Below are 16,701 nucleotides of genomic sequence, written 5' to 3' on the forward strand. Positions count from 1 at the left end.
TTTTCTGTAAAATACCGGTGCGCGCCAGTTTGGCTGTCTTGAATGCAGCCATTTTCGTTACTTGGCGCGACCTGTTTTGTCTGATGCTGTTGCGGCCCTCAGGCGGCGTCCATTTCCGCAATCAAATCGGCCATCGCGACCAGCTTCTTGGCCGACACCACATGCAGATTTTCAATCAGCTTGCCATCGACCACGACAACACCCTTGCCTGCGGCACTGGCTTCTTCATGGGCAGCAATGATTTTACGCGCCCATTCGATCTCGGCCTCTGCCGGGGCAAAGGCTTCATTGGCCGCTGCAATGGTTTTGGGATGAATAAGCGTCTTGCCGTCAAAGCCAAACGCGCGCCCCTGCTTGCAGGATGCAGCAAACCCGGCATCGTCGGACAGATCAAGATGCACACCATCAAGGATCGCAAGCCCATAGGCCCGCGCCGCCAACAGGCACAGACCAAGGCTGGTCACCATCGGCAGCCGGTCCGGGGTATGCGCACAGTTCAGATCCTTGGCAAGATCCGACGTTCCCATGACAAACCCGCCCAGACGCGGGTGCGCCCCGGCAATTTCCTTGGCATTAAGCATCGCAAGCGGGGTTTCCATCATGCACCAGATGGTCATGCCTGCGTGCGCGCCTTCGGCCTCCATGATATTGGCAACCTGGCGCACCGTATCGGCACTTTCGACCTTCGGCAGCAGAATGGCATCCGCCGATGTTTTGGATGCCGCAACAATGTCGGCATAGCCCCACGGCGTGTTCAGGCCATTGGTCCTGATCTGGATTTCGCGTTTGCCATAGCCGCCTTCGGCCAGCGCGCTTACAATCTGACCCCGCGCGCTATCCTTGGCATCGGGTGCCACCGCATCCTCAAGATCCAGAATAAGCCCGTCGGCCGGAAGGCTTCTGCCCTTTTCAAGGGCACGGGCGTTCGATCCCGGCATATACAAAACAGAGCGGCGCGGACGTGGGGCAGCAGCCATCAGGAATCTCCCGTTTGATAATATTCGTACAATATTTGATATTTATTTTTACGAAAATTACCCAAACTCGCTTTTCACTGCAAGCCACTTTTTGCGGTGCGGCATAGTGAGCCCGCCGCAGGCAGGGAATCATTAGCAACGCAGCAAGGTGTCCCTATTCCGGCTTGCCGAACAAACCGGTCATCAGCATGCTGGTGACTGATGGCACTTCATTGAGCGCCCGGCCATTGGCGAGAAACACCACCACCGTGTCCTGCTCCGGGAACCAGGAGAACTCCGCGGAATAGCCAAAATAGATCCCGTCATGGCCCCAGACCGAGCCCCAGTCGCTTGAGCCGATCATAAGCCCATAGCCATAAGACCCATCACCGGCAAAAACGGTATCGGTCGTTGCCCGCTCGATCGCGTTCGGCCCCAACAGCACACCCTCAACAAAAAGCGCACGGGCAAATTTGACCAAGTCCTCGGTCGTGGAAATCACCCCGCCATCGGCCAGTTGATCGCCGACATCGTAATCGGTGACGTCTTCAAGCTGACCGTCGCCATTGGCATCATCAAAGCCCCGGGCCAGTGATGCGGGCCGCGGATACCGGCCAAAGGATGTATTGATCATCTCGGCCGGTTCAAAAATCCGGCGGTTAAACACTGCCTCGATATGGTCACCCTCGACCGCCTCGATCATCACGCCAAGCAGGATGAAGTTGCTGTTCGAGGCAGCATAATTTGTGCCCGGCGCGAAATAGGCTTCCCGATCGGCAATCAACGGCAACAACTCGACATTGCGCCAGCCATGCTGCGGGTCGCGTCCGACCAGCTCGAAAAAGAACTCGCCATCAAGGTAATCGGGAATGCCCGAACTGTTGCGCAGCAAATCACGAATGGTCGCACGATCGGCATTGGCAATGCGGTCGCGGAAGGCCTCGGGCAGGTATTTACCAATCGGATCGGCCAGATCAATTCGCTTCTCGGATGCCAGTTGCAGGGTCACAACCGCTGTCATCATCTTGGTCAGCGATCCGATATAAAACTGCCGATCCCGCGTCATGCCGGTTTCGGGCCGGACACTGGCATAACCGGTCGCAGCATAGCGCACATTGCCTTCGCCATAGCCAATCGCCACCACCGCGCCGGGAAGACCAGCATGCTCGACATATTGATGCAGGAATTTTTCCAGCGGGTCAGATGGCGCGTCCTTGGTGCTTGCGCTTTGCGCCCATGCGGGATGGCTCGCGGACATGACAAATGCCACCGCCAATATCGCCATCGCACATGCGGGAATACGCCAGAATGCCGGGTTCAAATCGCTTTACTCATCCTGTCCAACCACGCCCAGCTTCGGGCAAATTGCTTTCCGCCCGGTTAATCCGGACTTTCCGAGAGCTTTGATATCCATGCCCTCAGCGACGCCTCAAGATCATTGGTGCGGACCGTTACCGGGCTTTCACCCGCTTCGTCATAAACCGGCGCGATCTCGGTCGTGTCCGGCCCGACATTTATGATGTAGGCATTCATCGCCATTTCCCAAGAGGGTTCAAGGCCTTGGCGCACCCGACCAACCCGCAAAAGCACCTCACTCGCCCATTGGTCCGCGCGCCCGATATCCATCACAAGACAAGCCGCAATCCGGTCATGCCCCGGATCATCAGTCACCTTGCCCGGCCAGTCGGGCAGCGGAAAATCACCGGCGGTCATTATAAAAAACTTTCATCACCTGCTGCTTGCTCCCCTTGCTCAATACAGCGGAAAGGCCGTGTTGATATTGCCCGCATTCGCCCCGTGACTGAGTGTGGCAAAGGCGATGTAAAACCGAACGTCTTCCGACGGGCCAACGCAGTATCCCGCCCCCGCCACCGATCCGCCTTCGGGTCGGTTAAACCCGCAAGATGCCCAATGCGGCGCGCCGGTCGGGCAGGCAACCTGATGGTCATAGGCATAAATAATCGATTTCTCGACCTCGGCCTGACTGCATGTGTCGGGGTACATGGTCGAAAATTTTGATGGGTTGGGTCCAGAGGGGTTCACCAGTGTGATGGTCGCGCCGTAAACACCGCTGGCATTTGGCGCCTGGGTTATTTTTACGTCGGCAACGCTGGCCGGATTGATGCCATCCGGGCGAGAATGAAAACCCTTGGCCCGATTGCCATCGACCTCACCGCAAAAGACATGCTCGATATTGATCGGCGGTGTGGTGTTACTCCAGTGCGGCTCGGCAGGGCAGGCAACCTGTGCCTGCGCGAACGCAATCGCCGGCAACACCATCCCGACAAAAAAGCAGAGGCAAAACCGTAAAAGCCCAGTCATCAAAGACCTCCTTCCCAGCACACCAAATCAAAGCTGCGAAAATTCAAGCCCGATCCGAAGGGCCAGCACACTGGCCGGCTCAAAGCGCATCGGCACCCCGCCAAGCTTCCCGCCATGCCACTGCGCCTTGGTCAGGACAAACGCCCCAAGTGGCAGGGCATGACTGCCCCGGAAATTGACCAGGGCGCGGATTTCCTTGGGCTTGCGGATTGCTTCATCGCGCCACAGGCAGTGATAGGCAAAAAGTGGCGTACCGGAGCGACGATCAAGGAAGACAAACGGCACCTCATATTGCCCCCAGCGCGCGTAATACAGGCTTTCCATCCCGACACTTGACGTCAGGAACTGGGTCTGGATCGCGGTTTCCGCCAGTCGTGTGATGGTGGCACTATCAGATGCCCGAACGCCAATCAAACCGGTGCGCAAGCCCGGATGAATAAGGTGCACCTTGAACGCCACTGCGCGCTGAAACGGTTTGGCGTCCTGATCCACACGTTCCAGACGGCGCACCAGCCAGGCACTTTCAAGATATTCAAGATACCGCCGAAGCGTGTTCTTGGCGATATCAAGCTCGCGCGCCAGCCCCTCGATCGAAAATTCCGAACCGGTGTTATAGGCCAGAAGCGCAAACAACCGATGCAAATCCGACGGGCTTGAAATGCCATGCAGGCCCGGCAAATCGGAATGAAGCGACCGGTGGATCGCCCCGGCCTCGCCATTGGCGGCATGAAAACCGCCTTCGTTGATATAGTCCTCAAACAGATCATTCAGTTCAATCAACCCGTCCGGCACATCGGCGGTATAGCGCCCTACATTGGGCGTTTCGGGCAAGACATCACTGGGTGCGATGCCTTTTTGCTCAAGATATTCGGCAAAGCTGAAAGGCGGTAAAAACAGGCTTTGGATATATTCCGCATTATCGCCCGCAGGTGCGAGCGCACTAACCGCTACCACGCGCAACATCGGGTCGGCGGCGAGCAACTTGATCAGGCTGGCCTCCCAGTCGCGCTGATAGGACACCTCGTCAATAAACAGCCAAAGCGGATGATCGGCCGAAATACCGCGCATGGAGCGCAGCAACTTCGGCAAACGCGGCAGATCAACTTCAAGAAACAGCGGATGTTCAAGCGAGATATAGCAAACATGGCGTCTGGGCGTGTCGGCATTCAAAAGCTCTGCAACGGCCTGGCGCATCATCACGGTCTTGCCGACCCCGCGCGGGCCCGTCAGAACAACCGCCTTCTGGCCGTCATTCTTTTCGATCGCCGCCCAAAATCGCTTGAAAAACGCCCGCTGCGGCAGGCCTTGCACCTGATCATCGGTAACGCCATCCCACCACGGGTTATCAAGCATCAAACGATGCAGAAAATCCTGTTCGCCGGGATGCTCGATCATGGTCGTCATATGGTGCTCCCCAAAAGCTGCCTGCCCTATAGCGCACTATATGGGCAATTTTTCCGACTTTGCCGGAAAAACCTTTAAATTAGGTATAGTGATAAACGCTATTTGGGGGTTTTGCCGCAAGGAACTGCAAACAAAAGAAAAACCGGACCTCCTGAGAAGTCCGGTTTGATGTTTGACGACGGTTCTTCGGGTCAAGACCCGTGCTAACGCGAGGGGGGATTCGGGGTAGCTGTTAAAACCGCCGTCAATCTCGTCAAAATGCTCGGCTCGTGCTTAGGCCTTCGGCCCATCCGTTTTGGTATCGTCCGGCTTGCTGTCTTCATCGGCCTTACCGGCTTCGTCATCCTCTTTCATCTTTTTGAATTCGGATGCCATGTGGTAATCGCCAGATGCGACAAAGCCTTCCATCGAACCGGTGCGCCGTTCCAGATCGTCAAACTGCTCGCGCAGGTCTTCCATCCAGCTTTCTTCATAATCAACACCAACTGTCGGCCGCTCGTTTGCGGCATCGGCCGTGCTGTTGTTCTGGCGGGCGGCACGTCCGGCCGATGTGCTTTGACCGGCACCGCGTACTTTACCGCGCAGAGCATCAAACCACTGCGGATGATGCACATAGGCCCATGCCAGACCAAACAACATCACGCCGACCGGGAAGCTGAAGATCAGAACCAGAATGAAGGCGATCAGCACCCCTTTGCGCGGAATGCCAAAGGCTTCTGAAATGCCGCGCGTGGTCCGGCCGATCACACCATGACGCCTGGAACCGTCCGGGTTGTGCCGTGAGCCACACCCACAGCGCGAGCGTCTTTTGTGACTGCGCCCAAAACCGTCTCCGGCAGTAGCTTGCTGAGCAGTCATATCCTGTTCCTCCATTCGGCAACCTCGGCATCTAACAGGCGTTCAAGTGTTTCGACACGCGTTTCGAGTCGCTTTGCCCGTTGTTTCAGACCGGCCACCGCTTCCTTTTCGCGGGCTGTCTGTTCCGGGCTTTGCGGGCGTTGCTCGGCCTTCATGCGTTTCCAAACCGTGATGTAATGAAACACCACCCAAACCGGGCCAACAACGGCGATCAAAACGATAAGAGGTACGGCAATCGCCCACATATTCGACATCTCGTTCTTTCAAGCAGGTTCACACGTCGAAACACGAAAACCCGTTACTTATTTGTCTTTTTTCGCGTCGCTTTTCACGCGTGCTTTCAGTTCCTTAAGATCATCCTCGATCCCGAGCTCGGCCTCAAGGTCTTCGAACTGTTCCTCAAGGCTCTGTCCGCGACCAAGGTCCCAAGAGTCCGCACTCGCTTCAAGTTCGTCAATCCGGCGCTCCATCTGCTCATAGCGCAGAAGTGCTTCGTCGATCTGACCGGAATGCAGCTTTTCTTTCATTTTGACACGCTTTTCAGCCGTCTGCATGCGGATTTCAACCGTACGCTGTTTCGCCTTGGCTTCGTTCAGCTTGTTCTGAAGCTTATTGAGGTCCTCGTCATACTTGCCAAGGGTTTCCTCGATCACTTCCAGCTCCCGCTCAAGCACAAGGCTCTGATCGGCCAGACGACGGCGCGCCATCAGTGCGCCCTTGGCCAGATCATCACGGCCCTTGGAAACGGCAAACTCTGCCTTGGTGTCCCATTCGACCTGACCGTCATGAAGTTTCTTGAGCTTGCGCTCGACTTCCTTCTTATCCGCAATCGCCTTGACGGCGGCGGAACGCACCTCAACCAAGGTGTCTTCCATTTCCTGGATCATCAACCGCACCATTTTCTCCGGATCTTCGGCACGATCCAGAAGCGAGTTGATGTTGGCATTTACGATATCGGACAAACGCGAAAACACGCCCATTGTCTGATCTCCTTAATTAATCGGGGGACGCTACAAATTCTGCACTCTGTATTTCAAATGCCGTGCCAGTTTTGAAATCCCCTAAAATCAATGATTTAATCAATCATCAGACTTTTTGTTTAACTTTTATCGCGACAATATTGTCGTTTTTCGATAACGTTTTTCGCGAAATGGATAGCTTGCAACCGATATTGGGTGAAGACCCCGTTTTTCTAGCCGCCCTTGAACATGTTTCACGTCTGGCGCCGATTGAGCGACCGTGTCTGGTGATTGGCGAACGCGGCTCGGGCAAGGAACTGATTGCCGCCCGCCTGCATTACCTGTCGCGCCGCTGGGGTGGACCACTAATCAAGGTCAACTGCGCCGCCCTGTCTGAAACCCTGCTTGATACCGAACTTTTCGGACACGAAGCCGGGGCGTTTACCGGGGCGACCAAACGCCATATCGGGCGGTTCGAACGTGCGCACGGCGGCACCATCATCCTGGACGAAATCGCCACCGCCAGTCCGGTGGTGCAGGAAAAGCTTCTGCGTGTGGTGGAGTATGGTGAGATCGAGCGTGTCGGCGGCTCGGAAGTCATCGAAGTCGACACCCGCGTCATTGGTGTGACAAATGAAAATCTGCGCGAACTGGCCAAAACCAACAGGTTCCGCGCCGACCTGCTTGATCGCCTCGCCTTTGACGTGATCGCTGTCCCGCCGCTTCGGCAAAGGTCTGATGATATCCTGTTACTCGCCGAACAGTTCGCTCTTGAGATGACAAAACGCCTTGGACGCAGCGTCTTTCCGGGCTTCTCGCGCAATGCCGCCGAACAATTGCTTCGCTACCCTTGGCCCGGCAACATCCGCGAGCTGCGCAACGCGGTTGAACGCAGCATCTACCTGTCCGAGGACGCCGAAACCCCGCTGGCCCACATCACCATCGATCCGTTCGAGGATATCTGGTCCGAGACCGACCGCGACACGCCGACACCTGTGCCAGAAGCCGCCACGCCGGAACCAGACACAAATATCGACTTCAAAACACAGGTCGCCAATTTCGAAATCAAACTGCTTGAACAGGCCCTGCGCCAAAACGCCAACAACCAGACCGAGGCCGCCAAGGCGCTTGATCTGAACTATCACCAGTTTCGCAGGTTACTGGAAAAGCACGGACTTCTGCCCGGGCGTCAGGATTAAGGCCGATGTATCAGCCAAGAACACCGAACTATCGCAAAAGCGATCCGGTGATGCGATGGAACCTGCTGGACCGGGTGTTCTTTGCCTGTGGTGCCTGCCACATACTCGCCCACGCCTTTATCAAGCGATACAGCGCGATTGGCGATTTTACGGCACTTTGGCTTCACCCGAAAAAACAACCATCCGGGCAATCACATTGTCGTCGCCCACGATGACTGGGTGTTTGATTATCATGGCTACAGCAAGCGTACAGCATTCATCAGCCATTGCATCCGCCGGGCCAGACAGCGTTGGCCGGACTGGGACGTCGAAATCAAAGAAATCCCGCACGACGTTTTGATTTCCGAACCCAAGTCGCGCCAGATCGATGGATTATGGCTTCGCGAACCCAAACAGTTCCTGCATGACGCCCTGCCACGCGCGGAACGCTTCCTTGAACGCTTTGCCCCGCCACCGATCTAACAATCAGCCGACGCGCACCCTCGTCAATCGGCCAATGCGCGCGCAATCACCATCCGCTGGATATCAGACGTGCCTTCATAGATCTGGCACACCCGCACATCGCGATAGATGCGCTCGACCGGGAAGTCCTTGAGGTAGCCGTATCCGCCATGGATCTGGATCGCGGCCGAGCAGACTTCCTCGGCGATTTCGGAGGCAAACATCTTGGCCATACAGGCCTCGGTCAGACACGGCTTGTGATCATCGCGCAAGGCAGCGGCGCGATGGACAAGCAACCGGGCAGCATCGATCTTGGTGGCCATATCGGCCAGACGAAACGCCACTGCCTGATGTTCAATGATTTTCTTGCCGAAGGTTTCGCGTTCGTTGGCATAATCCTTGGCGGCCTCGAACGCCGCACGCGCCATGCCAACCGACTGGGCAGCAATGCCGATCCGCCCGCCTTCAAGGTTGGCGAGTGCAATCTTGTAGCCCTGCCCTTCCTCGCCCAGCATGTTCTCGGCTGGCACCCGACATTCAACAAACGTGATCTGGCAGGTGTCAGAGGCATTCTGACCAAGCTTTTCCTCAACCCGGGAAACAACATATCCCGGCGTGTCGGTCGGTACGATAAAGGCGGAAATGCCACGCTTGCCCGCATCCGGATCGGTGACGGCAAAGACGATGGCGACATCGCCCTCGGACCCCGATGTGATGAATTGCTTGGCGCCATTCAGAACCCAGTGATCGCCATCGCGAACCGCCCGGGTGCGCAGCGCACTGGCATCTGATCCCGCTTGCGGTTCGGTCAGGCAGAACGCCCCGATCTTTTCACCGCGCGCCATCGGGATCAGAAATTCCTGCTTTTGCGCCTCGGTGCCGAATTTCAGGATCGGCATGCAGCCAACAGAGTTATGCACCGACATGATGGTCGAGGTCGCCCCGTCACCAGCGGCAATTTCTTCAAGTGCCAGCGCATAGGCGACATGATCCATGCCCGCCCCGCCATATTCATCGGGCACCAGCATGCCCAAAAAGCCAAGCTCGCCGAGCCCTGCGATGGCTTCCGCCGGGAAGGTATGGTGGATGTCCCATTTTGCGGCATTGGGTTTGAGTTCGTTTTCGGCGAACTCGCGCGCGGTATCGCGCACCATGATCTGATGTTCTTCCAACCGCATGACGGCCACCCTCCCACTTTACGTTTCATGGGCGATGTCCGGTCCTGCGATCAGAAGATCGTTTTCATCAGACCGGGCTTACTCTTCGCCCTGAACAAATTTGTCCTGCGCGGCATCAAAGCGCCACAGGATCCCTTCTTTCATGCCGTACCACCAGCCATGCAGCTTGAGGTCACCGGCCTCGACCCGTTCCTTGATGAACGGGAACGACATCAGGTTTTGCAGCGAGTTACGGATCGAATGACGCGATACCTTGTCGACATCCGGGCCATGTTCGAGACAACATTTCGAAATGCTGACCCACTCGCCGATAAAGTCGCGGTCCGGCACCTTGCCCGCTTCGCCGTGCTCGACCAGAGCCTCCATGCCACCGCACGCCGAATGGCCCAGAATGACGATGTCCCTGACCTTCAGATCACGCACCGCAAATTCGATCGCCGACGACGTCCCGTGGTAATTCTCATCGGGCTCATAGGGCGGGACAAGGTTTGCCACGTTACGGATGACAAACATTTCGCCCGGTTCGGCATTGGTCAGGATGGCGGGATCAACGCGGGAATCAGAACAGGCAATCAGAAGAACTTCCGGTCGCTGGCCCATATTGACCAGGTCCTCGACGCGTTCCGGGCGCTGATCATAATACATCGCCTTAAAGCTCTTGAACCCGGCAAGCATCCGATCAACGGTTGGCTTTGACATCTCGCGAAGTCCCCTATTCTGTCATAACGCTGTCGACAAAATAGGACCAAATTGCCCAAGTTGATAGCCCCCATTCCAACCTTTTGAACCGTTCTAAACGTGCGATCTCCTTTGTTTCGCAGACAACCAAACCCTGACGTTCCTAGAAACGATCCGCGCGCAGCACCTGACAGTCACTGATTGTGACAACGCCGATATGACGATCCACCACCTCGAACGCGGCCTCAAGCATCCGGTCAAGCTTCTCAGGACGGATGATGCAGATCACCTGAACCATGCCGCCGCCCCGCGACACGGTATCATCGCGGCTCCAGCTGCCTGACCGACCCGATCCGCCAAGTACTGGCAGCACGGAAAAGCCGGTAACCCCCGCCCCCTCAAGCGCCTGACGCAGGCGGCTTTCCATAATGGCTTCGATAATGATCGCCACGCGTTTGGCATCATGCTTTTCCATGGGATTAACCTCCGTGAACGGCGCTGGCCATCGCAAGATAAAGCGGAATGCCAAGCGTCAGGTTGAAGGGGAACGTCACGCCAAGCGACAGCGTAAGATAGACCGACGGATTGGCCTCTGGCAGGGCGACACGCATGGCCGCAGGCACCGCGATATAACTTGCCGAGGCGGCCAGAACCATCAACAACACTGCCCCACCAAGCGACAGGCCGATAATCAGCGCAAACGCCAGTCCAAGGCACGAACCAATCACCGGCATCAACATCCCGAAAACAAGCGGTCCCGGACGCAGCACCGCACGCCCCTGCTTAAGGCCACGCCCGGCAACCAGCCCCATATCCAGCAGGAACAGGCACAGGACCCCCTGGAAGGGCGAAACAATCAGGGCTTCGATCTTGGCCATGCCTTCGGCACCGGTGATCCAGCCGATAAAGAAACTGCCGACCAGCAGGACGATGGAACCATTGAGCAGGATTTCACGGATCAACGCGCCATCCATCCGGCCCTTGCCACCCGATGACACCAGCAGCAGGGCCGAGAAGATGGCAGGTGCCTCCATCGCGGCAGCCACCGCAACCATGTAACCCTCTGCAACGATGCCCGAACTTTGCAGGACCGAGGTTGCCGCGACAAAGGTCACGATCGAGATCGAGCCATAATGCCCTGCGACCGCAGCGGCATCTGTTCTGCTAAGTTGCGAGATCCAGCGCAAAAGCGCAAAGGCAATGAAGGGCAAGACAAAGGACAGGATCACGCCCGCCATCAGGGTCATGCCAAGTGTCAGGTCTATCCCGTTATTTGAGACCGCCACCCCTCCCTTGAAGCCAATGGCAAACAGAAGATAAAGCGAAATGCCTTTGGCGACGGCTTCCGGGATCGTCAGATCCGATCGCGCAAGGGCAGCCCCCACCCCCAGAACAAAGAAAAGAACGATGGGCGACAGAAGATTTTGCGCCGCCAGGCTCAACACATCTTGCATGGCTGTCCCTTGACTATGATACCCCGGTGTTGGTGTCGCGCAAGCAGCCGCGCCCCTGCGCCAAAACCGCAATTCCGATAGCAGGATCACGGTTTTCTGTCATCAGAAAGCCGAACGGTCTGATCACAGGGGCGTAACTTCGTTCACATAATTTACCAAAAACTTAAAGCAGCTCGATGGCAACCGCCGTGGCCTCACCGCCACCAATGCAAAGCGACGCCACACCCTTGGTCCCGCCATGAGTTTTAAGCGCATGGATCAGGGTTACGAGTAACCGCGCACCGGTGGCACCTATCGGATGGCCGAGTGCACAGGCACCGCCATGGACATTGACCTTGCCGTGATCAAGTTCCAAGTCACGGATGGCGGCCATGGCGACCACGGCAAAGGCTTCGTTGATTTCCCAAAGATCGACATCGTCCTTGGACCAGTTGGCTTTCGCCAGCACCTTTTTGATCGCGTCAATCGGGGCCGTCGTGAACCAGCAGGGTTCCTGGGCGTGGGTCGACTGACCAACGATTTTGGCAAGCGGCTTAAGCCCGCGCTTTTCGGCTTCCGACGCGCGCATCATCACAAGGGCCGCAGCGCCATCAGAAATCGATGCCGAATGTGCAGCCGTGACCGTGCCATCCTTGGCAAAGGCCGGACGCAGGGTCGGGATTTTTTCAGGCCTCGCCTTGGGTGGCTGTTCATCGGCGTCAATCGTGACTTCGCCCTTGCGGGTGTTAAAGGTCACCGGGGTAATTTCATCGGCAAAATGGCCGGACGTGGCGGCATTCTGCGCCCGCGTCAGCGAGGTAATGGCATAGTCATCCTGCTCTTTGCGGGTAAAGCCGTATTTTTCGGCTGTCGCCTCGGCAAAGGTGCCCATCGAACGGCCCTTGTCATAGGCATCTTCCAGGCCATCGAGCGCCATATGGTCATAAACCATGTCATGACCATATTTGTGGCCCGACCGCATTTTCGGAAGCAGGAACGGCGCATTGGTCATACTTTCCATGCCACCGACCACCATGACATTGGCGCCACCGGCGACCAGCGTATCATGGGCAAACATCACGGCCTTCATGCCCGATCCGCACATCTTGTTGATTGTGGTCGCCCCCGCCGCACGCGGGATGCCTGCATGCCAGGCAGCCTGACGCGCGGGTGCCTGCCCCTGACCGGCGGGCAGTACATTGCCCATGATGACTTCATCAATATCATCGGCGCTCATACCGCCGCGCTCAAGCGCTGCCTTGATGGCAACACCGCCCAGCTCGGCGGCGGTCACGCTGGCAAAATCCCCCTGCAGGCCGCCCATTGCGGTGCGGGCACAGGAAACAATGACGATCGGATCAGAAGTGCTCATGGTATGGGTCCGTTTGTTCGTGGGACGAAGTTTCGGGTTTCAGCTCAGAACTCAGGCGGTTTCGCCAAACAGTTCGCGGCCAATCAGCATGCGGCGGATTTCACTGGTCCCCGCACCGATTTCATAAAGCTTGGCATCGCGCAGCAAACGGCCGGTCGGATATTCATTGATATAGCCATTGCCGCCCAGCGTCTGAATGGCTTCAAGCGCCATCCAGGTTGCCTTTTCGGCAGCATAGAGGATCACACCCGCCGCATCCTTGCGCGATGTTTCCCCGCGATCGCACGCCTTGGCGACTTCGTAAACATAGGCACGACACGCATTCATCGTGGTGTACATATCGGCGATCTTGCCCTGCATCAGCTGGAACTCGCCAATCGCCTTACCGAACTGTTTGCGTTCATGAATATAGGGCACGACCACATCCATGCAGGCGCGCATGATCCCGGTGGGACCAGCAGCCAGAACCGCGCGTTCGTAATCAAGGCCGCTCATCAAAACCCGCACACCGCCATTAAGCTGGCCCAGAATGTTTTCCTCGGGCACTTCGCAATCCTGGAATACGAGTTCGCAGGTGTTGGAACCCCGCATCCCCAGCTTGTCGAGCTTTTGTGCCGTCGAGAAACCCTTGAACGTCTTTTCAATGATAAAGGCGGTAATGCCCTTGGGCCCGGCATCGGGATCGGTTTTGGCATAGACGACCAGAGTATGGGCATCAGGGCCGTTGGTGATCCACATCTTGTTGCCATTAAGGATAAAGCGATCGCCCTTTTTCTCGGCCTTAAGCTTCATCGACACAACGTCCGATCCTGCGCCCGGCTCGCTCATCGCCAGCGCCCCGATATGTTCGCCGCTCATCAGTTTGGGCAGGTATTTGGCCTTTTGCTCGGGCGTGGCGTTGCGTTTGATCTGGTTGACGCACAGGTTGGAATGCGCGCCATAGGACAGCGCGACCGAGGCCGAAGCACGGCTGATTTCTTCCATGGCGATCACGTGCTCAAGATAGCCCAGGCCGGTGCCGCCGTCTTCTTCGGACACGGTCATGCCCAGCAGGCCAAGATCACCGAATTTGCGCCACAGATCGTTGGGGAACTGGTTGCTGGCATCAATCTCGGCCGCGCGCGGGGCGATTTCGGCCTCGGCAAAAGACGAGACGGTTTCGCGGATTGCCTCCGCGGTTTCGCCAAGATCGAATTTCAGTCCGGGGAAGTCGAAAAATGCCATGTTACTATTCCTGCCCTGCGCAATTTGGTTATTTGATAAAAGTGAATAATCAGCCCGATTATGCGGCGCTGGTGAGTAATTCCGGCGGAAGCTTCATCACCTTGAGCGTCTGAAGCGAGGTCGCACAGAGGACCGTTTCAGTATTCCTCATACCAAAGACATCGATACGGGTGACAATGATCGACCGACCGCGTGAAACCACCTCGCCAACCGCACGCAACTGATCGCCCATGCCCGGTGCAACGATGTTAAGTTTGTATTCAATCGTCAGCATGCCCTGATCGGCCTCGACCAAACTCCAACCGGCAAAACCCCCGGCGATATCGGCGAGCCCGGCGATCAGACCGCCATGAAAATAGCCGTTATGCTGCAACAAATCAGGGCGTGTTGGCACAATCACCTCGACCCGGCCCGGCTTGACATCAGAAACCTCGGCCCCGATCGACAGATTGTAGGGCTGCTGGGCGAAACGCCGGCGCACTTCGGCGACGTAATCGGGATTTTGCGGTTCAAACGAGGCCATGTCGCGATCCTGTGATGAAACCGGCGCGATGAGGATCAAACACACCGGGATATAACGCGACTCTGTTGTAGTTGACGTTAACGTTAACGTCAAATTAAATCCGCATAGCTATACCGGTTTTTTGATGCGCCGGGCAGCATCGCGACCAAATCGCCGTGGAGCTGCGGATATTCGACGGGTTCGGATTGCAGTTCGCGCGCTGGACGTGGAAAAGCCCCATGATTTCAGCGGCATAGATTAAATATGAGCAATCCTCACATTTTTAGTGTCGCAATTATCGGGACAGTTTGTTCACGGTGCGACAGAGGCATCCCGCGTGTGGCGCGGCGACAAGCTCCGGCTGGTCTGACCCTAGTTTGTCTGACCCCAGTTTGCCTGACCCGAGTTGGTTTGACCCTGGTTGGTCTGGCCCCAGTTGGCCTGACACCTAGCTTGTCTGGCCTCAGTTAGTCTGGCCCAGTTGGTCTGGCTCTAGCTTGTCTGACCTTAGTTGGTCTGGGCTCAGTTGGTCTGGTCGCCCCATTCCCGGATGCTGGCTTCGAGCATTTCGGTCATCACATTGCGGGAGACGAGATCGAAGACGGCACGCGAGAGGCGGCCGCGCAGTTCGCCGGTGTTGCATTCGGATTTGTGCGACATGGTCAGATAGAGGTTTTCGGTGCTGACCGGGGTGTCGTAACTGCGGATATTGGTGATGTTTTCGTGGGCGGCCACGGCCTTGCCGGGGAATTCTTCGTAAATCAGGTATTCCGCCCGACCAAGCGAGAGCATCTGCAAGCCCTGTTCGAGGCTTGGTACTTCGCTGATGGTCAGATTGTGGCGGGCATAGGTGTCAAACGCCTGCCCGAAACTGTTATTGATCACGGTCAGGCCATCAATCCCGACAAGATCGGACCACTGGCTGTAGCGCAGATCAAGATTGTCATGCGTCCAGATCACGGTGCGCGTGCCCTGAAAGGCCGGATAGAAGTAATCCATATATTCGAGACGCGGCAGGGTCAGGAACGCACCGGCGATCAGATCGATCGTTCCGTCGCGCATATGTTGCTGCACCCGGCCCCAGTTGCCCGAATAAACGACGTTGACTTCAATACCGGCCAGTTCACCGGCCCGTTTGATAAAGTCGGCAGCAGCACCTTGCAGGGTCTGGCCATCCTTGGCCACCCAGAGATAGGGCGGGTAATCCGGATTGCCCGACGCAACCAGACGCGAACAATCGCGCTGCCCGTCGGCATCGGAAACAGATCCGCTTTTGCCCGACTGTGCACGCACAGATCCCGAGCCAACAACGGTCGCCAAAAGCACGGCCAGAAATGCAATTCTGATGCTCATCATTACCACTCTTCCTCTGCCTGCATTTCCGAGCCCGGAGGCACACAGAACAGATACCTTACGCTTAGGTGTAGTAAATTTAGACCAATTACACACTTCAGAATAGGTCTAAACAGTTATACGTTACAAACCCGTGCGGGAAACACAGGCCAAAATAGCGAGGGACCAGCTGTTTCCAGCCGGTCCCCCTTTAACAATGTCCCTGTGAAGTGCTGCGCACCGGCATGACGTAAACGTCTATGCCGTTCCCCGGCGCAGCCCCCATACAGTACCCGCAATACAGCGGGGCAGAATTATGCCGAACGGCGTTTCATGCCCTGGTTGCCACCGCGACCTTCGCTGCGACCACCTTCGGCACGACGCGGACGGTCGTTGAAGTCACGACGTGCACCGTCGCGCGCACCAGCACCATCTCGGCCACCATCGCGACCGCGGAAGTTACCACCACGATCACCACGCGGCTTGTCGGCAAAGCGACGTTCGTCACGGTTGCCGCCTTCGCCGCGACCCTCACCACGGGGGCGGAAGTTGCCACCGCGGCCGCCACTGCGCTCTTCACGATCGCCGCGCGGTGCACGGTCATCGTTGTCAAAGCGCGGCTTGCGGTCATTGCGGAAATCACCGCCATCACGACGCGGACGATCATAGAAGTCACGACGTGCGCCATCACGGCCACCATCGCGTGCCTCATCACGACCACCGAAACCGCGTGCTGCGCGATCACCTTCGGCGCGGGCACCATCACGGCCACCGAAACCACGACCGCGACCACCGTCACGATTGTCACCACGGGCACCATCGCGGCCGCCATCACGACCACCG

General features: G+C 57.0%; 18 protein-coding genes and 1 pseudogene. 2 read left to right on the top strand and 17 right to left on the bottom strand.

Annotation, left to right across the window (positions count from 1 at the left end):
* Window positions 1–98: 98 nt before the first annotated feature.
* The 8 genes from TH4_RS03890 to pspA all read right to left on the bottom strand — a co-directional run bounded on the left by TH4_RS03890 (window position 99) and on the right by pspA (window position 6,520).
* Complete coding sequence (locus TH4_RS03890; protein WP_064779960.1) at window positions 99–977, bottom strand: HpcH/HpaI aldolase/citrate lyase family protein; 879 nt, start codon at window positions 975–977, stop codon at window positions 99–101.
* A gap of 154 nt (window positions 978–1,131) precedes the next feature.
* Window positions 1,132–2,214: a serine hydrolase domain-containing protein gene (locus TH4_RS03895; RefSeq protein ID WP_245227722.1), complete on the bottom strand. Its 1,083-nt coding sequence runs from the start codon at window positions 2,212–2,214 to the stop codon at window positions 1,132–1,134.
* Between the two features lie 122 nt (window positions 2,215–2,336).
* Window positions 2,337–2,669 carry a hypothetical protein gene (locus TH4_RS03900; RefSeq protein WP_064779961.1) on the bottom strand — a complete coding sequence of 111 codons (333 nt, stop codon included), beginning with the start codon at window positions 2,667–2,669 and terminating at the stop codon, window positions 2,337–2,339.
* 39 nt (window positions 2,670–2,708) lie between these two features.
* Window positions 2,709–3,278, bottom strand: coding sequence for an EndoU domain-containing protein (locus TH4_RS03905; RefSeq protein ID WP_083996961.1), 570 nt, complete (start codon window positions 3,276–3,278; stop codon window positions 2,709–2,711).
* Window positions 3,279–3,305: 27 nt separating this feature from the next.
* The gene (locus tag TH4_RS03910; RefSeq protein WP_008888466.1) at window positions 3,306–4,682 is read right to left on the bottom strand and encodes an ATP-binding protein; all 1,377 of its coding nucleotides are present in this window, start codon (window positions 4,680–4,682) and stop codon (window positions 3,306–3,308) included.
* Window positions 4,683–4,955: 273 nt separating this feature from the next.
* Window positions 4,956–5,429: a PspC domain-containing protein gene (locus TH4_RS03915; RefSeq protein WP_064779963.1), complete on the bottom strand. Its 474-nt coding sequence runs from the start codon at window positions 5,427–5,429 to the stop codon at window positions 4,956–4,958.
* Window positions 5,430–5,536: 107 nt separating this feature from the next.
* Window positions 5,537–5,794, bottom strand: coding sequence for an envelope stress response membrane protein PspB (gene pspB / locus TH4_RS03920; protein ID WP_245227723.1), 258 nt, complete (start codon window positions 5,792–5,794; stop codon window positions 5,537–5,539).
* A 48-nt stretch (window positions 5,795–5,842) separates the two neighbouring features.
* On the bottom strand, window positions 5,843–6,520 hold the full coding sequence (pspA, locus tag TH4_RS03925) for a phage shock protein PspA (protein WP_008888471.1): 678 nt from the start codon (window positions 6,518–6,520) through the stop codon (window positions 5,843–5,845).
* Between the two features lie 170 nt (window positions 6,521–6,690).
* Between pspA and pspF the strand changes: the two genes are divergently transcribed.
* Window positions 6,691–7,698, top strand: coding sequence for a phage shock protein operon transcriptional activator (pspF, locus tag TH4_RS03930; RefSeq protein ID WP_064780040.1), 1,008 nt, complete (start codon window positions 6,691–6,693; stop codon window positions 7,696–7,698).
* Window positions 7,699–7,836: 138 nt separating this feature from the next.
* Complete coding sequence (locus tag TH4_RS03935; protein ID WP_245227724.1) at window positions 7,837–8,160, top strand: hypothetical protein; 324 nt, start codon at window positions 7,837–7,839, stop codon at window positions 8,158–8,160.
* A 23-nt stretch (window positions 8,161–8,183) separates the two neighbouring features.
* Here the strand turns inward: TH4_RS03935 and TH4_RS03940 are convergent, their stop codons facing one another.
* From TH4_RS03940 to TH4_RS20755, 9 genes and pseudogenes are all read right to left on the bottom strand, one after another.
* Window positions 8,184–9,317: an acyl-CoA dehydrogenase gene (locus TH4_RS03940; protein ID WP_064779964.1), complete on the bottom strand. Its 1,134-nt coding sequence runs from the start codon at window positions 9,315–9,317 to the stop codon at window positions 8,184–8,186.
* 78 nt (window positions 9,318–9,395) lie between these two features.
* Window positions 9,396–10,016 carry a carbonic anhydrase gene (locus TH4_RS03945; protein WP_008888479.1) on the bottom strand — a complete coding sequence of 207 codons (621 nt, stop codon included), beginning with the start codon at window positions 10,014–10,016 and terminating at the stop codon, window positions 9,396–9,398.
* Window positions 10,017–10,158: 142 nt separating this feature from the next.
* On the bottom strand, window positions 10,159–10,470 hold the full coding sequence (locus TH4_RS03950; RefSeq protein ID WP_007088811.1) for a P-II family nitrogen regulator: 312 nt from the start codon (window positions 10,468–10,470) through the stop codon (window positions 10,159–10,161).
* A gap of 4 nt (window positions 10,471–10,474) precedes the next feature.
* Window positions 10,475–11,449, bottom strand: coding sequence for a sodium-dependent bicarbonate transport family permease (locus tag TH4_RS03955; protein ID WP_064779965.1), 975 nt, complete (start codon window positions 11,447–11,449; stop codon window positions 10,475–10,477).
* Between the two features lie 163 nt (window positions 11,450–11,612).
* The gene (locus TH4_RS03960) at window positions 11,613–12,800 is read right to left on the bottom strand and encodes an acetyl-CoA C-acyltransferase (protein ID WP_064779966.1); all 1,188 of its coding nucleotides are present in this window, start codon (window positions 12,798–12,800) and stop codon (window positions 11,613–11,615) included.
* 51 nt (window positions 12,801–12,851) lie between these two features.
* Window positions 12,852–14,024, bottom strand: a complete 1,173-nt coding sequence (locus TH4_RS03965) for an isovaleryl-CoA dehydrogenase (RefSeq protein WP_064779967.1) — start codon at window positions 14,022–14,024, stop codon at window positions 12,852–12,854.
* A 58-nt stretch (window positions 14,025–14,082) separates the two neighbouring features.
* Window positions 14,083–14,547 (bottom strand): PaaI family thioesterase, encoded by a 465-nt coding sequence (locus tag TH4_RS03970; RefSeq protein ID WP_008888483.1) that lies wholly within the window; start codon window positions 14,545–14,547, stop codon window positions 14,083–14,085.
* Window positions 14,548–15,048: 501 nt separating this feature from the next.
* Window positions 15,049–15,882 carry a substrate-binding periplasmic protein gene (locus TH4_RS03975; protein WP_064779968.1) on the bottom strand — a complete coding sequence of 278 codons (834 nt, stop codon included), beginning with the start codon at window positions 15,880–15,882 and terminating at the stop codon, window positions 15,049–15,051.
* Between the two features lie 290 nt (window positions 15,883–16,172).
* Window positions 16,173–16,701, bottom strand: a pseudogene (locus TH4_RS20755) (DEAD/DEAH box helicase); the annotation flags it as partial.

Origin of the sequence: Thalassospira tepidiphila MCCC 1A03514, assembly GCF_001662875.1 — a bacterium.
Lineage (GTDB): Bacteria > Pseudomonadota > Alphaproteobacteria > Rhodospirillales > Thalassospiraceae > Thalassospira > Thalassospira tepidiphila.